19 protein-coding genes are annotated in these 17,091 nt (G+C 59.9%); 15 read left to right on the top strand and 4 right to left on the bottom strand.

Annotated features, from left to right (window positions below; genetic code table 11):
• Positions 1–9: 9 nt before the first annotated feature.
• Positions 10–480, bottom strand: coding sequence for a tRNA (uridine(34)/cytosine(34)/5-carboxymethylaminomethyluridine(34)-2'-O)-methyltransferase TrmL (gene trmL, locus HB633_RS22750; protein WP_213780389.1), 471 nt, complete (start codon positions 478–480; stop codon positions 10–12).
• Between the two features lie 18 nt (positions 481–498).
• On the bottom strand, positions 499–1,206 hold the full coding sequence (locus HB633_RS22745) for a ComF family protein (RefSeq protein ID WP_213780492.1): 708 nt from the start codon (positions 1,204–1,206) through the stop codon (positions 499–501).
• A gap of 229 nt (positions 1,207–1,435) precedes the next feature.
• Here HB633_RS22745 and HB633_RS22740 point away from each other — a divergent pair, with 229 nt between their 5' ends.
• The 8 genes from HB633_RS22740 (at position 1,436) to HB633_RS22705 (ending at position 8,660) form a co-directional block, all read left to right on the top strand.
• Positions 1,436–2,407 carry a methyltransferase domain-containing protein gene (locus HB633_RS22740; protein ID WP_213780388.1) on the top strand — a complete coding sequence of 324 codons (972 nt, stop codon included), beginning with the start codon at positions 1,436–1,438 and terminating at the stop codon, positions 2,405–2,407.
• A 315-nt stretch (positions 2,408–2,722) separates the two neighbouring features.
• A complete protein-coding gene (locus HB633_RS22735; RefSeq protein ID WP_213780387.1) occupies positions 2,723–3,199 on the top strand; it encodes a DUF2244 domain-containing protein in 477 nt (158 codons plus the stop codon).
• 79 nt (positions 3,200–3,278) lie between these two features.
• A complete protein-coding gene (gene coxB, locus HB633_RS22730; RefSeq protein ID WP_213780386.1) occupies positions 3,279–4,901 on the top strand; it encodes a cytochrome c oxidase subunit II in 1,623 nt (540 codons plus the stop codon).
• A 90-nt stretch (positions 4,902–4,991) separates the two neighbouring features.
• On the top strand, positions 4,992–6,629 hold the full coding sequence (ctaD, locus tag HB633_RS22725) for a cytochrome c oxidase subunit I (protein ID WP_213780385.1): 1,638 nt from the start codon (positions 4,992–4,994) through the stop codon (positions 6,627–6,629).
• A gap of 92 nt (positions 6,630–6,721) precedes the next feature.
• The gene (locus HB633_RS22720) at positions 6,722–6,862 is read left to right on the top strand and encodes a cytochrome oxidase small assembly protein (RefSeq protein WP_086383990.1); all 141 of its coding nucleotides are present in this window, start codon (positions 6,722–6,724) and stop codon (positions 6,860–6,862) included.
• Positions 6,863–6,870: 8 nt separating this feature from the next.
• Positions 6,871–7,443, top strand: a complete 573-nt coding sequence (locus tag HB633_RS22715) for a cytochrome c oxidase assembly protein (RefSeq protein ID WP_082508379.1) — start codon at positions 6,871–6,873, stop codon at positions 7,441–7,443.
• Between the two features lie 79 nt (positions 7,444–7,522).
• On the top strand, positions 7,523–7,729 hold the full coding sequence (locus HB633_RS22710; RefSeq protein ID WP_213780384.1) for a DUF2970 domain-containing protein: 207 nt from the start codon (positions 7,523–7,525) through the stop codon (positions 7,727–7,729).
• A gap of 73 nt (positions 7,730–7,802) precedes the next feature.
• Complete coding sequence (locus HB633_RS22705) at positions 7,803–8,660, top strand: cytochrome c oxidase subunit 3 (RefSeq protein WP_213780383.1); 858 nt, start codon at positions 7,803–7,805, stop codon at positions 8,658–8,660.
• A 176-nt stretch (positions 8,661–8,836) separates the two neighbouring features.
• On the opposite strand, the gene HB633_RS22700 is transcribed toward HB633_RS22705, so the two are convergent.
• The gene (locus HB633_RS22700; RefSeq protein WP_056358051.1) at positions 8,837–9,046 is read right to left on the bottom strand and encodes a twin transmembrane helix small protein; all 210 of its coding nucleotides are present in this window, start codon (positions 9,044–9,046) and stop codon (positions 8,837–8,839) included.
• A 108-nt stretch (positions 9,047–9,154) separates the two neighbouring features.
• Here HB633_RS22700 and HB633_RS22695 point away from each other — a divergent pair, with 108 nt between their 5' ends.
• The 5 genes from HB633_RS22695 (at position 9,155) to HB633_RS22675 (ending at position 13,304) form a co-directional block, all read left to right on the top strand.
• Positions 9,155–9,898: an SURF1 family protein gene (locus tag HB633_RS22695; RefSeq protein ID WP_213780382.1), complete on the top strand. Its 744-nt coding sequence runs from the start codon at positions 9,155–9,157 to the stop codon at positions 9,896–9,898.
• 62 nt (positions 9,899–9,960) lie between these two features.
• Positions 9,961–10,617, top strand: coding sequence for a cytochrome C oxidase subunit I (locus HB633_RS22690; RefSeq protein WP_213780381.1), 657 nt, complete (start codon positions 9,961–9,963; stop codon positions 10,615–10,617).
• Between the two features lie 21 nt (positions 10,618–10,638).
• Complete coding sequence (locus tag HB633_RS22685; protein WP_213780380.1) at positions 10,639–11,796, top strand: COX15/CtaA family protein; 1,158 nt, start codon at positions 10,639–10,641, stop codon at positions 11,794–11,796.
• Between the two features lie 6 nt (positions 11,797–11,802).
• A complete protein-coding gene (gene cyoE / locus HB633_RS22680; RefSeq protein ID WP_213780379.1) occupies positions 11,803–12,708 on the top strand; it encodes a heme o synthase in 906 nt (301 codons plus the stop codon).
• A gap of 17 nt (positions 12,709–12,725) precedes the next feature.
• Entirely contained in the window at positions 12,726–13,304 is a 579-nt protein-coding gene (locus HB633_RS22675; RefSeq protein ID WP_255581082.1) for an SCO family protein, read from the top strand.
• An 82-nt stretch (positions 13,305–13,386) separates the two neighbouring features.
• On the opposite strand, the gene HB633_RS22670 is transcribed toward HB633_RS22675, so the two are convergent.
• Positions 13,387–14,292 carry a MarR family transcriptional regulator gene (locus HB633_RS22670; protein WP_213780377.1) on the bottom strand — a complete coding sequence of 302 codons (906 nt, stop codon included), beginning with the start codon at positions 14,290–14,292 and terminating at the stop codon, positions 13,387–13,389.
• 683 nt (positions 14,293–14,975) lie between these two features.
• Between HB633_RS22670 and nagA the strand changes: the two genes are divergently transcribed.
• Both nagA and HB633_RS22660 read left to right on the top strand, forming a co-directional pair.
• The gene (gene nagA / locus HB633_RS22665; RefSeq protein WP_213780376.1) at positions 14,976–16,079 is read left to right on the top strand and encodes an N-acetylglucosamine-6-phosphate deacetylase; all 1,104 of its coding nucleotides are present in this window, start codon (positions 14,976–14,978) and stop codon (positions 16,077–16,079) included.
• On the top strand, positions 16,072–17,079 hold the full coding sequence (locus HB633_RS22660; protein WP_213780491.1) for an SIS domain-containing protein: 1,008 nt from the start codon (positions 16,072–16,074) through the stop codon (positions 17,077–17,079). The genes nagA and HB633_RS22660 overlap by 8 nt, the downstream gene beginning before the upstream one ends.
• Positions 17,080–17,091: the final 12 nt, after the last annotated feature.

The raw sequence follows: 17,091 nt of genomic DNA, 5'->3' as shown, positions 1-17,091 counted from the left end.
CTCATTGCTTTATTCGCCGCCCTCGAAGCCCGTCTGACGCCACGCTTCGAACGTCACGATCGCCACCGTATTCGACAGATTCAAACTTCTGTTTCCGGGGCGCATCGGCAAGCGGACGCGACGATCGTTCGTGAATTGTCCAAGTACCGCATCCGACAAACCGCGCGTTTCCGCGCCGAACACAAACCAGTCGTCTTCGTGGAACGCGTGCCCGAAAAACGGCGTGGAACCGCGCGTTGTGAACGCGAACATGCGGTTCACGTCGGGCGTCTCTTTTTTGATAAAAGCATCCCAGCTCGAATGCACGTGCATCTGCGCGTACTCGTGATAGTCGAGTCCGGCGCGGCGCATCTTGGCGTCATCGAGCGGGAAACCTAACGGCTCGATCAAATGCAGACGTGCGCCCGTATTGGCGCAGAGCCGGATCACGTTGCCGGTATTCGGCGGAATTTCAGGTTCGACAAGTACAACATTGAACATAAACGATGGCTCGAAAAATTAGTCTTGCGGCGTACGCAGCGCGACGAAATTGGTGACGCGACGGGCGCCGGCGGTTTTCAGCGTGCGCGCCAGCGCGTCTAGGGTTGCGCCCGAAGTCATCACGTCATCGACGACACCGACGTGTTTGCCGCGAACGTCGCGCAGCACTTTGAAGGCATCGCCGACGTTGTGCCGGCGTGTATCGAGGTCAAGCTTTGCTTGCGGCGCGGTATCGCGGGTACGTTCGATCAGCGTTGCATCAGCCCGCGCGCTGAGCCGGCGTGCCAACGGTTTGCCGATACACCATGCCTGGTTGTAACCGCGTGTTCTAAGGCGTTTTCGCGATAAAGGCACTGGCGCGACAATGTCAGGCGCAGCCGAATCAGTATCTTCGAACATGGCTCGCAACTGCCGTGCGAACTCGTCCGCACCGGCAAGCCGCGCATGAAATTTCAACTCGAGCGCGAGTGTATCGAGTGGCGCGCGGTAATCGCCCAGCGCGATGGTTGCGTCGAAGTGCGGGGGCTCGGCCATGCAAAGTTTGCAATGCAACTGAGAGCCCGCGCGATCACGGCCCGGTCCGGCAAGCACAGGCATGGGCAGTGCACAAACGGCACAGCGCAGGCGTGCCTGATTCCAATACTGTTCATCGCAGCCAGCACACAATACGCTGTGCGACAAATTGCCACACAATGCGCACTGACTCGGTAATGCGATGTCGCGCATCTTGGCAAACCAGCGCGCGGCATTCACAAAGCCTTTTCGTACCAAGCGTGAACCCGGATCGGAACCGTACAACGTCACGAAAAATTGTCGATTCATAAACCCGACCCAAATACACAGGAACAACCCGAAATACTGGCTATAACGCCAGCGAACCGTTGTGCCGTCTGGTTTTGCTGAACGTTTTAACAATCGACCGAGTATACTTCGCACTCTTAGAAAACAGGTTGTCATGTCCTCAACTTCCGCCAACGCTGGCCGTCCGGCCTACGATTCGCGCCGTATCCGGCAAATTTTCGATCGCCGGGCCGCGCGTTTCGATGACGTCGCATTTCTGCCGCGCGAGATCGCGGCGCGTATGCGCGAGCGGCTCGAGTACATCAAGGTCGCGCCTGTGCGCGTTCTCGATGCGGGTTGTGGCGTGGGGGCCGACTTGCCAGGGCTGCGCGAACGCTTTGCGGATGCCTCGGTGATCGGGCTGGATTTATCGGCGGCAATGCTCGACCGGGCGAACCAGGCCGAGAGGGCTGAGTCGGAAGCCAACGCTGGCTGGCGCCGCTTCTTGCCCGCCACGCTGGGCAAGGCATTCGGCGCACGCGGACCGCAATTGGCGCAGGGCGATTTCGCCGAGCTTCCCTTTGCCGGCAATGCATTCGAGATGCTCTGGTCGAATCTGGCGTTGCAATGGCACGCGCGGCCCGACCTTGTGCTCCCCGAATGGGCGCGCGTGCTGAAGGTAAATGGCTTGCTGATGTTTAGCTCGCTCGGCCCCGACACGCTGAAAGAACTCAGCGGTGCATACACGCAGGCGGAAAAGTCGTTGGGATTGGCGCCGCGGCGGCACACCATCGAATTTGTCGATATGCATGACCTCGGCGACATGCTCGTCGAGAGCGGCTTTGAAATTCCGGTGATGGATCAGGAAGTGCTGACGATCACGTACAAATCGCCGGAATCGTTGTTGAAGGATGTACGTGGCTGGGGTGCTTTTCCCGCGGATACAGGCGCACAGCAACATGGACGCAAATTGCGCGACGCGCTGCACGCGGCGCTGGAATCACGGCGACGCGAAGACGGCACGATACCGCTGACCTTCGAGGTGATCTACGGCCACGCATGGAAGGCCGTACCGCGAATGACAGCGGAAGGGCACGGAATAATCAGGCTGGAAGATATAGGACGAGGCCCAAAGCGCAGCAAGTGAACGAGGCAGATTAGAGCGACGGGGCCACCGGAACGAAGCCAAAACAAACTTGCGATGACCTTTGCATCCCCGCGAATACGCGCGTTGACAAGCGTCCAAAAGGGTGCGGCAAAAGGGCGCAGAAGCTTGTGCGGCTTGGCTTTGAGGCTTATGCCACCTTGCTTGTGGATGCTGGGCAACGCGCCTATAATGCGTCAGTTTGTCGCCTGGCTGGCATGATTTTCGTCGTATTCCTAGCGACGGGTGAGCAACAAGTGAACAGGATTTGGCACTTGGCGCTGCGCGGGTGAGACAACTCTGAAGCGGGAGACGGCGATGCAAGCAACCGATCTGCTGATGGACCCCGAACCGGTCGTGAAGGACTGGCTGTTCAAGCGGAACTGTTCCGTTTCGCCGCGCCAGTTCGTGGCGTTTTATGTGTCGCTGGCGCTGTTTTCTTTGCTGATCGCGAGTTTGCTGGTTTGGGCGGGCGCTTGGCTGGTGCTGCCTTTTACGGGTATCGAATTGCTGGCGGTTGGTATCGCGTTCGTCATCTACGCGCGCCATGCTGTCGATTACGAGCGGATCCTGCTGTTTCACGACCGGCTTCTGATTGAACGCATGGATGCCGAAACCCTGACTCAGGTGGAGTTCAACCCGCGCTGGGTCCGGGTCGAACCGGGAGCGAGGCCAAGGGATCCGGTCACGCTGGTGTCGCGGGGTCAGTCGGTGCCTGTCGGGATTCATCTGGCACAGCATCGGCGCAAGCAGTTTGCCGTCGAGTTGCGCACATGGCTGATGCGCTGCAACTGACATGCGTTGCCGGGTAAATCGCCTCCGGGGGGAAGCGATGCAGGAGTCGGACGGATGCAAACGGGGGTCGAGGGTCTGAATGGAAATTTTGGGTAAGGAAGCTATGAAAACAATCAAGCGAGCCCTCTCGGGCGTGCTGGCGTTAAGCGGACTCCTGTTCGCCGGCGCAGCCCTGGCGGTCAGTGACGTTCCCGGCGGTCCTGGAGTGAACGAACTCAACTTCCAGACGCCCGTGACGAAGATCGCCGAGGAGCTCTACGGCCTCCATACGTTCATGCTGATCATCTGCACGGTGATTTTTATCGGCGTGTTCGGCGTGATGTTCTATTCCGTCCTGATGCACCGCAAGTCGAAGGGACACAAGGCGTCCAATTTCCACGAAAGCACCACCGTCGAAATCATCTGGACGATCGTTCCGTTTGTGATCGTCGTGCTGATGGCGCTGCCGGCTACCAAGGCCGTGGTCGCCATGAAGGACACGACCAACGCTGACCTGACCGTGAAAGTGACCGGTTATCAGTGGAAGTGGGGCTACGACTACGTGAAGGGACCGGGCGAAGGCATCAATTTCCTGTCCACGCTCACCACGCCGCGCAGCCAGGTCAACGGCCAGGAGCCGATCGGCGAGCTGTATCTGCAGGAAGTCGACAACCCGCTCGTGGTTCCGGTCGACAAGAAAATCCGCATCATCACCACCGCCAACGACGTGGTCCACTCGTGGTACGTCCCGGCATTCGGCGTGAAGCAGGACGCCATTCCTGGCTTCGTGCGCGACACCTGGTTCAAGGCCGAGAAGATCGGTACGTTCCGTGGCTTCTGTACCGAGTTGTGCGGCAAGGAACACGCTTACATGCCGGTCGTGGTGGAAGTGCTGTCCGCTGACGACTACACAAAATGGGTCGATGGCCAGAAAAAGAAAATGGCTGCCAGCGCCGACGATCCGAACAAGACCTACACCATGGACGAGCTGAAAGCGCGTGGTGAAAAGGTCTACACGGCGAATTGCGCGGTCTGCCACCAGCCGACCGGAAAGGGCGCAGGACAGTTTCCGGCGCTCGACGGCAGCAAGATTGCCAACGGTCCGATTGCGGAGCACGTGAACATCGTGTTGAAGGGCAAGGGCGCCATGCCCAACTGGAGCGCGACGTTGAACGACGTCGAGATCGCTTCGGTGATCACGTACGAACGCAATACGTGGGGCAACCACACCGGCGACATTCTCCAGCCGAAGCAAGTCGCGGATGCACGCAACGGCAAGATGCCTGAAGGCGGGGATCATCTGGCGGCGGCCGGGGCTGCTGCTCCGGCGGCGGCAGGTTCGGACGCAGCGGCGAGCGCTGCATCGGCTGCATCGGCTCCGGCTTCGGACAGTGCGGCCCAGTCGGCCGGACTGCCCGCCAGCATCTATTTCGAAACGGGCAAGAACGTGTTGCCCGCCGACGCTGCAGCAGCCGTCCAGGCCGCCGCTGATTACGCGAAGGCGCATCCTGACGCGAAGTTCAATTTGTCGGGTTTCACCGACGCAACCGGTTCTGCCGCGACCAACGCCGAATTGGCGAAGACGCGCGCGCAAGCCGTTCGCGACGCGCTGAAGGCCGCGGGCATTGCAGAAGACCGCATTATTTTGAAGAAGCCGGAAACGATCACGGGCGGTGCTGACGCGAGAGAAGCACGGCGTGTGGAGATCAGTCCGGCTGCTTGACGTACGTACCCAAACGTCCAGCTTCCTTCTGAAAGAAAGCAGGCGTAGCGTATCGCCCAAGTGCCGCAGTATTCGCTTTAGGAGATTGTCATGTCGAGCATCGGACACGATGTAACTGCGGGCCACGAACATGGCCACGCTCATGATCACGATCATGAGCACGACGAGCACGCGCACGAACTGCCTTACGGCTGGCGTCGCTGGCTGTTCGCGACCAACCACAAGGACATCGGTACGTTGTACCTGCTGTTCTCGTTCATCATGTTCCTCTCCGGAGGCGTGATGGCGTTGATGATCCGCGCCGAGCTCTTCGAGCCCGGTTTGCAGATCATGCGTCCGGAGTTCTTCAACCAGCTGACCACCATGCACGGCCTGATCATGGTGTTCGGCGCGATCATGCCGGCGTTCGTCGGTTTCGCGAACTGGATGATTCCGCTGCAGATCGGCGCGTCGGACATGGCGTTCGCGCGCATGAACAACTTCAGCTTCTGGCTGCTGCCGGTTGCCGCCATCTTGCTGATCACGTCGTTCTTCGTCCCTGGCGGCGCGACTGCTGCAGGCTGGACGCTGTACGCGCCGTTGTCCACGCAAATGGGCCCGGGCATGGACTTCGCCATTTTCGCGATCCACTTGATGGGTGCTTCGTCGATCATGGGCGGTATCAATATCGTCGTGACGATCCTGAACATGCGCGCGCCCGGCATGACGCTCATGAAGATGCCCATGTTCTGCTGGACCTGGCTGATTACCGCATACCTGCTGATTGCCGTGATGCCGGTGCTAGCAGGCGCGATCACCATGGTGCTGTTCGATCGCCACTTCGGCACGTCGTTCTTCAACGCAGCGGGCGGCGGCGATCCGGTGATGTACCAGCACATCTTCTGGTTCTTCGGGCATCCCGAGGTGTACATCATGATCTTGCCGGCGTTCGGGATCGTGTCGCAGGTGATTCCGGCGTTCTCGCGCAAGCCGCTGTTCGGCTATAGCTCGATGGTGTACGCAACAGCTTCCATTGCAATCCTTTCGTTCATGGTCTGGGCACACCACATGTTCGCGACCGGCATGCCGGTAACGGGCCAGTTGTTCTTCATGTACGCGACCATGCTGATCGCGGTGCCGACGGGCGTTAAGGTGTTCAACTGGGTTGCCACCATGTGGCGTGGCGCGCTGAGCTTCGAAACGCCCATGATCTTCGCCATCGGCTTCCTGTTCGTGTTCACCATGGGTGGTTTCACGGGCCTGATCCTGTCCATGGCGCCGCTCGATATCCAGATGCACGGCACTTACTACGTGGTGGCGCATTTCCACTACGTGCTAGTGGCCGGTTCGCTGTTCGCGCTGTTCTCCGGCTGGTATTACTGGGCGCCGAAGTGGACGGGCTGGATGTACAACGAGACGCGCGGCAAGATCCACTTCTGGGCGTCGATGATCTTCTTCAACATCACCTTCTTCCCGATGCACTTTCTGGGCCTCGCCGGCATGCCGCGTCGTTATGCGGACTACCCGGCGCAGTTCACGGACTTCAACCAGATTGCGACTATCGGCGCGTTTGGTTTCGGTCTGGCACAGGTGTACTTCCTGTTCGCGGTCGCCTTGCCGACGTATCGCGGTGGTGGCGATCTGGTGAAGGCGGACGACAAGCCGTGGGATGGCGCCGAAGGGCTGGAGTGGACTGTGCCGAGCCCGGCTCCGTTCCACACGTTCGAGCGTCCGCCGCAGGTCGAATAAGCGCCTGGCCATGCGTCGCGCAGGAAAGCGGGGCGCATGCGACGCAGCACATTGACAGCGAATGCATGACTAGCGGAATAAAGCCTGATCGGATGACGCGTAATTCACAGAAGCAACGCACGCCCGCGGAGGTTCGCGCGGGCAACAAGCGGCTCGGATTTATCCTGCTGGCGGTAGCCGCGGTGTTTTTCCTGGCCGTCGTCGTCGACCAGTACGTGCGTTCGAGAGGCTAGGGAGTAACGTGTCTACGCCTCAAGAGGTAAAGGAAGACCGCGCGTTCAACCGCACGATGATGTTCAAGCTGATCGTCGTCGCGGCCGCCATGTTCGGTTTCGGTTTCGCGCTGGTGCCCATGTACCGCGCGATCTGTTCGATTACCGGCATCAACAACCTGGTGCAGCGCGACGTTGGCGCACGGGAAGCGAAGAACACGCAGGTTGATACGAGCCGCAAGATTGCAATCGAATTCGATGCCAACGCACGCGGCCCGTTGCAGTTCAAGCCGGAGCAGAACACGCTGGACGTGCATCCCGGTGAAGTGATGACGGTGATGTACGAGGTCACCAACCAGCAATCGCGCACGGTTCAGGCGCAGGCCATTCCGAGTTATGCGCCAATGCAGGCCACCGAGTATTTCAAGAAGATCGAGTGTTTCTGTTTCACGCAGCAAACCTTGAAGCCGAACGAGACGCGCCGCATGCCGGTTGTGTTCGTGGTGGATCCGAAGCTGCCCAAGGATGTGAAAACGATCACGTTGTCGTACACGTTCTTTGAGTTAACCGCCCCGGCGTCTGTGTCACGAAGCGGTACTTAGTAAGGCCGCGCCCGGCAAATATGCGCGGCTACGCAGTTCACGAGCCGCGTAAAGCCGCATAAGGCGGCGGAGAAGCAAGATGGTCGAAACACAAAACCCGGCTCCGAAGAGCAGTTTTCTCCGGTTGCTAAAAGCGGTTTTCTGGTCGTTCTTCGGCGTGCGCCGTCGCCGCGACCTTGAAAGCGATGCGTCCCTGAACCCGCTGCATCTGATCGCGGCGGGCGTAATTGGGGCGGCGCTTTTTATTATCGTGTTGCTGGTGGTGGTGCGGGCGGTAGTGGGATAAAGCTGGCGGCGCTGCGTTGCGGCGCCTGAGGCGAAAAAAATTCAAGCAACTGGATCGAAGTGGAGAATCAATAATGAGCGGTCAAAACGAAAGCCCGTACTATTTCGTCCCGCATCCGTCGAAGCATCCGATCATGGCCGCCGCTGGTCTCCTGATCTCGATGGCTTCGCTGGCATCGTGGGTGAATGGTGAACCGTGGGGGCCGATCGGCTTTGTCATCGGCCTGCTTTGGCTGCTTTACACGCTGTGGCACTGGTTTGGCGATTCCATCGGGGAATCGGAAGGCGGCATGTACGGCAAGAACGTCGATCTGTCGTACCGCTGGAGCATGAGCTGGTTCATCTTCTCCGAAGTCATGTTCTTCGGCGCATTTTTTGGCGCGCTGTTTTACGCGCGGCAGATCGCGCTGCATGAATTGGGCAGCCTGGATTACAAGCTGATCTGGCCGGACTTTACCGCCGTGTGGCCGAACAACGGTCCCGCAGCGCTGATCTCTCATTTCCGTTCGATGACCCCGTGGCCGCTGCCGACGATCAACACGGCACTGCTGCTGAGCTCCGGCGCAACGCTGACCGTTGCTCACCATGCGCTGCGTGAGAATCATCGTAAGAAAACGATCATTTGGCTGGCGGCGACTGTTGGCCTTGGCGTGCTCTTCTTGTTCTGCCAAGGCTACGAATATTTCCACGCCTATAACGAACTGAATCTGACGTTGGCATCGGGCGTTTATGGCTCGACGTTCTTCTTGCTGACCGGCTTTCACGGTTTCCACGTGTTCCTTGGCGGCACCATGCTGACGGTGGTGCTCGTGCGTGTGATTCGCGGACACTTCACCGCGGACCATCACTTCGCTTTCGAAGGCGCCGCTTGGTACTGGCACTTCGTGGATGTGGTCTGGCTCGGGTTGTACGTGGTCGTTTACTGGCTGTAAGCGTTCACTTGAAGGAATGCGTCAATCAGTGCGCGTCCTTCACCAGGTAGTCTGAAGTCGATTGAAGAAGATGCTTTGCAAAAGCGCCGCCTCGACATGATTCGGGCGGCGTTTTGCATTTTTACGATGCGCTGTTTTGTCGCAGCATCGAATGGGGCGGTTGGCGGGTAGCGAGATCAGCGTCCGAGCGGGATACCGGTAGACTGAATCCAGCCCATCCAGTGCGCGAACAGGATGAACAGGAACAACGAGATCGACAACCCGACGCGCATGGCGAGGGACCACACCATGCGCTTGCTTTTGCCCTTGTCGGTCATCATGAAGTACAGCGCCGAACCCAGGCTGCCGATGATGAGAATGAATGCGATGGCAACGAATATGTGCATGAAAACAGCCAGTTGGGCTAAGAAGTTCGATTCCCCGATTATCGCATCGCAGGTAATGTGCCGCGTGCGAGTTGAAAGTTTGGTCGCGCAAGACGCGGCAGGCGCCGTATGAAAATCCGCTTCTGGCCGGCGCTGATCATCCTGATCGTCATGGCGGTGACGGTGCGGCTCGGCTTTTGGCAACGCGATCGGGCGCATCAGAAAGAGCAGCTCAACGCGCGGATTGTCGCGTTCGAGAACGCGCCGGCGCAACGTGTGGGCGCGGAGCCTGTGACACTGAAGGACATCGAGTTTCATCGCGTGTTCGCGCGTGGCACGTTCATGCCCGACCAGGCCGTTTATCTCGACAATCGGCCTTACCAGGATCAGCCGGGGTTTTACGTCGTGATGCCGCTTAAACTCGATGGCGGCGGTGTAGTGTTGGTGAACCGTGGCTGGCTGCCGCGGAATCTGTCGGATCGTACGGGCATCGAGCCGTATGTAACGCCCGGCGGTGAAGTGGAAATTGAAGGGATTGCGCGCGCGAATGCATCGCAGGCATTCGAGCTTGGGCACGGCGGTTCGGCTGCGAAATTGAAGATTCGACAGAATCTGGATGTCGCCGCTTACGCCGCCGAGACTGGTCTGCCGCTGCAACCGTTCGTGATCCAGCAACTGAACAACACGGGCGACAAGCTGGTGCGAGACTGGCCGGCGCCCACAATGGGTGTCGACACAAATTACGGCTACATGCTCCAGTGGTGGGGCATGGCGGCCGCCGCGCTCGGGTTCGGGCTCTACGCCGCGCGCCGGGCCGCGAAGAAAGATGAGTCGAAAGAAAGCGCTGCGCACCCAGTCGATGGCAACGCGTGAAGCGGCACTTGAGCAATCGAACGTCGCGACGCTCCTAAACGAATAGAGGCAAAATTTTGTCCATGCAAACTCCCCGTCCTTCGCCGTCCGCGGTCAACAAAGCGCGTGCGCAGCAACAGGAACGCACGCCCGGATCGTGGAACAAGGGCCGCTGGATGCTGCTCTTGCTGGCATTCGTGTGCGCGGCGCCGGTCCTGGCTTCCTATTTCATGTACTACGTCGTCAAGCCGACGGGCGGCACGACGAGCTACGGCGCGCTGGTCGAACCGCAGCGCCCGATTCCGGATCAGCTTGTCGTGACCGATGAACAAGGCAAGCCAATGCCGCTCTCCACGCTGCGCGGCAAATGGCTGATGGTCACGGTCAACGGCGGCGATTGCGACGAGAAATGCGTCACGCGGCTCTTCTTCATGCGCCAGGTGCGCGCGCTGCAATCGGCTGAACGCGAGCGCGTGGTCAACGTGTGGCTCCGTACCGATGACAAACCCGTCGCCCCCGTCATCCAGACGGCCTATCCGCAGCCGGACACGCGCATGCTGATCGCCGATCCGAAGGCCGTGGCCGCGTGGCTGCCGGCGGGCGCGGATTCGCAGCTTACCGACCATATCTTTCTCGTCGATCCAAACGGCAATCTGATGATGCGTTTCCCGAAGGACCCGCAGCCGGAAAAGATCAAGGCTGATCTGGCAAAGCTGCTGAAGTGGTCGCGTATCGGTTGAGACAAAAGGAACCATGCAGGCATGACTTACGTTTTACAACTTGGTTTGATCGGCATTTGCATTGCGTTGTTGCCGCTTTCGTACGTATGGGTGAAAGCCGACGACAACAAATTCCGCAAGCTCGTCTGGCTGACCACGTTCCTGACGCTGGACCTGGTGATGTTCGGCGGATTCACGCGCCTCACGGATTCCGGCCTCGGTTGTCCTGACTGGCCGGGTTGCTACGGAACGTCGTCGCCTTTTATCGCGCACGCGGCCATTACCGCTGCGCACCAGGCCATGCCCACGGGCCCGGTCAGTATCGGCAAGGCGTGGATTGAAATGATTCATCGCTATTTCGCGATGGCGATCGGCGTGTTGATCATCGCGCAGGTGATCATTGCATGGACGGCGCGTATCAAGCGGCGCCCGCTGCATGTTTCGCCGTGGTGGCCAACGTCCATCCTGTTGCTGATCGTGGTTCAGGGTGCGTTCGGCGCATGGACGGTCACCATGAAGCTGCAGCCGGTGATCGTGACCATCCACTTGCTGCTCGGCCTCGCGCTGCTCGGTTCGCTCGGCTGGCTGGCTGCGCGCCAGACGCCGGTGCCATCGATAAACCCAGCCGCCGCCCGCTGGCTGCCAGCGGCACTCGTGGGTTTGCTGCTGCTGATCGTGCAAATTGCGCTGGGCGGCTGGGTCAGCACGAACTACGCGGTGCTCGCCTGCACGGATTTCCCGTTATGCAATGGCGCCTGGATTCCGCCGATGAACTTCGAGCACGGCTTTCACCTGTGGCGCGCGCTCGGCATGACCGGCGACGGCGATGTCATTTCGCAGGACGCACTTGTTGCGATCCACTGGACGCATCGCACGTTTGCGGTGGTCGTGGTGCTTTATCTCGTGTGGCTGGCCGCCAAACTGCGTCGATTTGAGTCATTGAGAAGGCCCGCGAATGGCGTAATGTTCGTGATCGTCCTGCAGTTTCTGACCGGGCTTTCGAACATCGTGCTGCAATGGCCGTTGCCTGTCGCAGTGGCGCACAACGGCGGTGCGGCCATCCTGTTACTACTGCTCGTTATGATAAACTTTCGGATCTCTTCCAGCCGCCACGGCCACGCTCTTAGTCCCGCTGCGGCAACGTCCGCCACCGCCTCGCTGGACGCGGTATCCGCATCACTCCCGCGCCAGGCTCCGTGAGTTTCTATGGACAGCACGACACTGATTTCCCCCTCCGGTAGCCGCCTTTCCCAGTACATCGCGCTGACCAAGCCGCGCGTGACGCAGCTTGCTGTGTTCTGTGCGGTCATAGGCATGTTCCTTTCGACGCCGGGCATGGTGCCCTGGACTGTACTGATTGGCGGAACGGTCGGTATCTGGTTGCTGGCCGGCGCTGCGTTCGCCATCAACTGCCTGATGGAGCAAAAAATCGATGCCATGATGCGCCGCACCGCATGGCGTCCGTCAGCGCGTGGCGAAATCACGCCGGCGCAGATCCTGTTGTTCTCGGCAGTGCTCGGTGCGGCCGGCATGTGGACGCTTTACACGTTCACCAACGCACTCACCATGTGGCTGACCATTGCGACGTTTGTTGGCTACGCGGTGATCTATACGTGTTTGCTGAAACCGGCTACGCCGCAGAACATCGTAATTGGTGGCGCGTCCGGCGCCATGCCGCCGGCTCTCGGCTGGGCGGCGGTGACGGGTCACGTTCCCGGCGACGCGTGGATCCTCGTACTTATCATCTTCGTCTGGACGCCTCCGCATTTCTGGGCATTGGCGCTGTACAGACGCAAAGACTACGAGAACGCCGGCCTGCCCATGTTGCCGAACACGCATGGCGAGAAATACACGCGTCTGCATATTCTTCTGTACTCCGTGATCCTCTTTGCCGTGACCATGATGCCGTTCATTTCGGGCATGAGCGGCGTGTTGTATCTCGCATCCGCCGTTGTCCTCGGCGGCATGTTCCTCGGGTATGCGTGGAGGATTTATCGTGATTATTCCGATGCTCTCGCGCGCAAGACCTTCCGGTTTTCCATCGTGTATTTGTCGCTGCTGTTCGGCGCACTGCTCGTGGACCATTACGTGCGGACGGTGATCGGCGTATGAAGTTTTCAGTTCGCGGGATGGTGGTCTGGATGGGGTTCGCACTGGCCGCCGTATTGCTCGCCGCGTGCGACAGCAAACCGGCCTTCACGAATCTCGACATTACCGGCAATACGCAGTTCGCCAGCGATTTCTCGTTACCCGACACCAGCGGCAAGACGCGCACCATGGCCGATTTCAAAGGCAAGGTGGTCGTGCTGTTCTTCGGCTACACGCATTGCCCGGATGTATGCCCGACCACGATGGCCGAACTGTCGCAGGCGCTTCAAAAGCTGGGTGACGACGCCAAACGCGTTCAAGTGCTGATGGTCACCGTCGATCCCGCCCGCGATACTGCGCCGTTGCTGAGCGAATACGTGTCGGCGTTCAACCCGTCGTTCATCGGCTTGCGTCCCGCCGATACCGCTCAACTCGTGAAGATCACAAAAGACTTTCGCGTGTACTACGCCCAGGTTCCGGGCAAGGCGCCGGGCGAATACACCATGGACCATACGGCCGCGAGTTACGTCTTGGATCCGCAAGGGCGGCTGAGGTTGTTCGCCCGCGACGGACAGGGCGTGGACATTTGGGTGCATGACTTGAAGCTGTTACTGGACTGAGCGCACCGCATTCCGTAACAACGCAGAATATAAAAGGCCGCTCCAACGAAAGTTGGAACGGCCTTCATGCTTTCAGGCGTGGCTACTTCAAAAATTTCTCCCAAATCGTTTCGTCGTTACGCCGCCTTTGGAACCCACACCGGTGAAGCAGTGGCTGGAAAAGTTCGTGGCGGAGATCCGACACGCAGCTCAGACGCTCATAGCCCGATTCAACTGCGAACTCTTCGCAAGCTTTGATCAACTGCTCCGCGGTTGCATCGTGTCCGGTATCCGGATCGACGACGAAAAGCACCGCAATCCGCGCGTCGCGAGATCCGGGCGTGCAGACCAGCAAGCCTGCTCCCGCACTTGTGCCATCTTTCTCTGCGATCCAGCATGCGTTGCGCGTGGGATCAGGCGCCGTCAGATATTCCGCGACAACCCTCGCGGCGCGGATCTCGCTTGCCCGTCTTGCGGAGTCGCCGCCGGCAGCCAGTTGCGCTTCATGCTCCACGATCCAGCCGAAATCGCCCGGCCGCGGACCGCGTAGCCGAACACGCGACCCGTTGGGCGAGAGGGTGAGCAGGCGCTCGACGGTTTCCATCGATGCCATCAGTTGCGAGCCTTCGGCCGGCGTCATGGCCTTGAGCGCTGTCGACACGTTCTCGCGCACGCTGGTGCTCGTTGCGGCCAGCGATTTTTCGCCAGCTGGCGTCAATGAAACCTGATTGCTGCGCGCGTCCCGGGCATACGGATTCCTCTCGATCAGCCCATTGCGCTCGAACTCGTTGAGCATTCGGCTGAGATAGCCCGTATTGATCTGTAGCGTGCGTGAAAGCTCGGCCGCGATGGTCGTGCCCGCGTGCATGATTGCGAACAGGACCCGCCATTCAGTCGGCGATAGCGCACTCTGCTCCGCCAGTTCATACGGCGCCCAGACGTGACGTGTGTAAAACCATTGGAAGCGGCGCACCGCATCTGTCAGCCCATCGCTCACGCAACTACGCATTCTCTGCCTCTCTCCTTGTATTGGCGCTTCACCGTTTCCCCCGGCGAAGCGATCGCGATCATTGTGCCGAAAAATAGTATGAGCGTGCGAACCTTGCGCCAGACGGCATCTTGCGGAGGCATGCGGGCGTCTATAGTGTGTAGACCAGCCGCATTAAAGTGGGCTGTATCCGAGGGTAACTACCAATGCGAAACCATTCGTCAAATAGCTCAAGAATTTATGCAAGCTATTGATAATTAACAAGATTGGTGACATCTCAAATAATGATTTCGTAAATTGACTGGTATTATTTTGGTTATATAATGGGCTCGCCAATTGCACCTGCCGTGCGATGATTCTTAAGACGCTTGATGGCTGGAATCATCGTAAAAATTGATCAAAAAACGTCAATCAAGGTGTCGATCTGGTGTTCGTTTCATGTCTTGTCCACAGCCGGGAGCGTGGTCCCCGTGCGGTGAGATGCCACAAAAGGTATCGATAAAAACAACCCAGGGCGAAATACGCCGTTGCCGGAAATACGCCAGTCCGTTTCTTGGTGATTTCCAGCCTGCTCGCAGCGGGCGCGACAGCTGATGGAGCCTTGTCACGCGTCGGAGCGCCGTTGGGCGGGCACCGCAAGGGCCGCCTGCCACGCGAAACGCTACCAAAAGCGCGTCACGCAGTACGTTTCACGAGAGAGATTCATGCTGAAAGGAAACATCCTGACGACCGACGGCTGGATACATGGCTCGATCGCGTTCGAGAACGGCCGGGTGACGGCGCTCGAAGGTGCGAGCGTGGACCCCAGGACGAACGACGACCCGTACATCCTGCCGGGTTTCATCGATTGCCACGTGCATGGCGGCGGTGGCGCCGACATCATGGAGGGCGGTGACGCCGCTATTACTGTCGCGCGAGAACACGCGAAGCACGGCACGACCAGCATGCTCGCCACCACCATGACCGCGCCCCGCGACGAGTTGATGGCGGTGGTTGCCGGCCTTGGCGAACAATCTGTTCGCCGCGCGCCCTTCGGCGCGCGCGTGCTCGGCGTGCATCTCGAAGGCCCGTATATCAATCCCGGAAAGCTTGGTGCGCAGCCGGACGCCGCCGCCGTCGCCGTACGCGACGAAGTGCTGAAATACCTTTCGCTCGCGCCCATCCGCGTGGTGACCATCGCGCCGGAAATCTCCGGGCACATTGAAGTGATCCAGGAAATGGCGGCGCGCGGCGTGCGCGTGCAACTGGGCCATTCGCTGGGTACATACGACGACGCGGTCAATGCGCTCAAGCATGGCGCGCGCGGTTTCACGCACTTGTTCAACGCCATGTCGCCGCTGCATCATCGCGACCCCGGCATGGTGGGTGCTGCGCTCGCGCATGCCGAGTACGCCGAGCTGATTCCCGATCTGCTCCACGTGCATCCCGGTGCAATCCGCGCCGCGTTGCGCGCCATCCCGCGCCTGTATGTGGTGACCGACAGCACGTCGGCGTCCGGCATGCCTGATGGCGAATATCGACTGGGAAGCCAGCATGTGACCAAGTGCATGGGCGGCGTGCGTCTCGCCGACGGCACGCTCGCCGGCAGCACGCTCACGATGGATCAGGCGCTGCGCAATCTTGTCTCCATCGGCTTGCCGATGGCAGATGTTTCCAATCGCCTGTCACGTTACGCCGCCGATTATCTCGGTCTCGAAGACCGGGGCCGCATTGCGCGTGGCGCGTGGGCGGACCTCGTCGTGTTCGACCGTGAACTGGCGTTGACAGCAACTTATGTAGAAGGTGAATCAATTGTCGAATATGCTTGATGAAGCGTTGGCGTCCGCCGACGTGGTGGTTGCCCAGCTTGCCGATACATCCCACATTGAAGCGCTCGCCGCACGGCTCGCCGAAGAGCCGCGTCATGTTGCACTGACGGTTGCGCGCGGTTCGTCGGATCACGCAGCAAGTTACTTCGCAGGGCTGACCATGAGCCGTATCGGCGTGCCGGTCGCGTCGTTGCCCATGTCCGTTGCGACCCTGCAGCAAGCGCCGTTGCGCGTGAAAGGCCAGTTGGCCGTGGCGTTTTCGCAGTCGGGCAAAAGCCCGGATCTGATCGGCACGATGCAAGCCTTGCGCAGCGCTGGCGCGTTGACCGTGGCCGCCGTGAACGCGCCCAATTCTCCGCTCGCCGAAGCGTGCGAATGGAATCTGCCGTTGTTGGCTGGCCCGGAATTGTCCGTGGCCGCAACCAAGAGCTATATCGCGATCCTGTCGCTTTCGGCGATTGTGATTGCGCATGTGCAGAAAGACGCCGAGTTGCTCAACGCGCTCAAGTCGTTGCCCGACGCATTGCGCGCCGCGGGCAAGCTCGACTGGTCGCATGCCGTCAGCGAGCTGAAGGACGTCGATCGCATGATCGTGATCGGCCGTGGCCTCGGGCTCGCAATTGCTCAGGAAGCAGCGCTCAAGCTGAAGGAAACCTCGGGCATCCAAGCCGAAGCGTTCTCGAGCGCAGAGGTGCGCCATGGCCCGATGGAACTGATCGGCGAAGACTATCCGCTGCTCGTGTTCGCGCCGCGTGGGCCCGAGCAGGCTGGCCTCGTCCAGCTCGCCCGCGACATGCGCGCACGTGGCGCACGCGTGCTGCTCGCCGCGCCCGCCGATATCCCTGAAGCCAATTTGCCGCTCGTCGAGACCGCGCATTTCGCGCTCGATCCGATCGCGGCAATCCTGTCTTTCTATGTGATGGCTGACAGCCTGGCAGCCGCGCGCGGGCGCAATCCCGACGCGCCGCGCCATTTGGCCAAAGTCACCGAAACCCGTTAATCGAGAGTAATC

Origin of the sequence: Caballeronia sp. dw_276 (assembly GCF_018449635.1) — a bacterium.
GTDB lineage: Bacteria > Pseudomonadota > Gammaproteobacteria > Burkholderiales > Burkholderiaceae > Caballeronia.
This window is presented reverse-complemented; position numbering and strand designations above follow the sequence as displayed.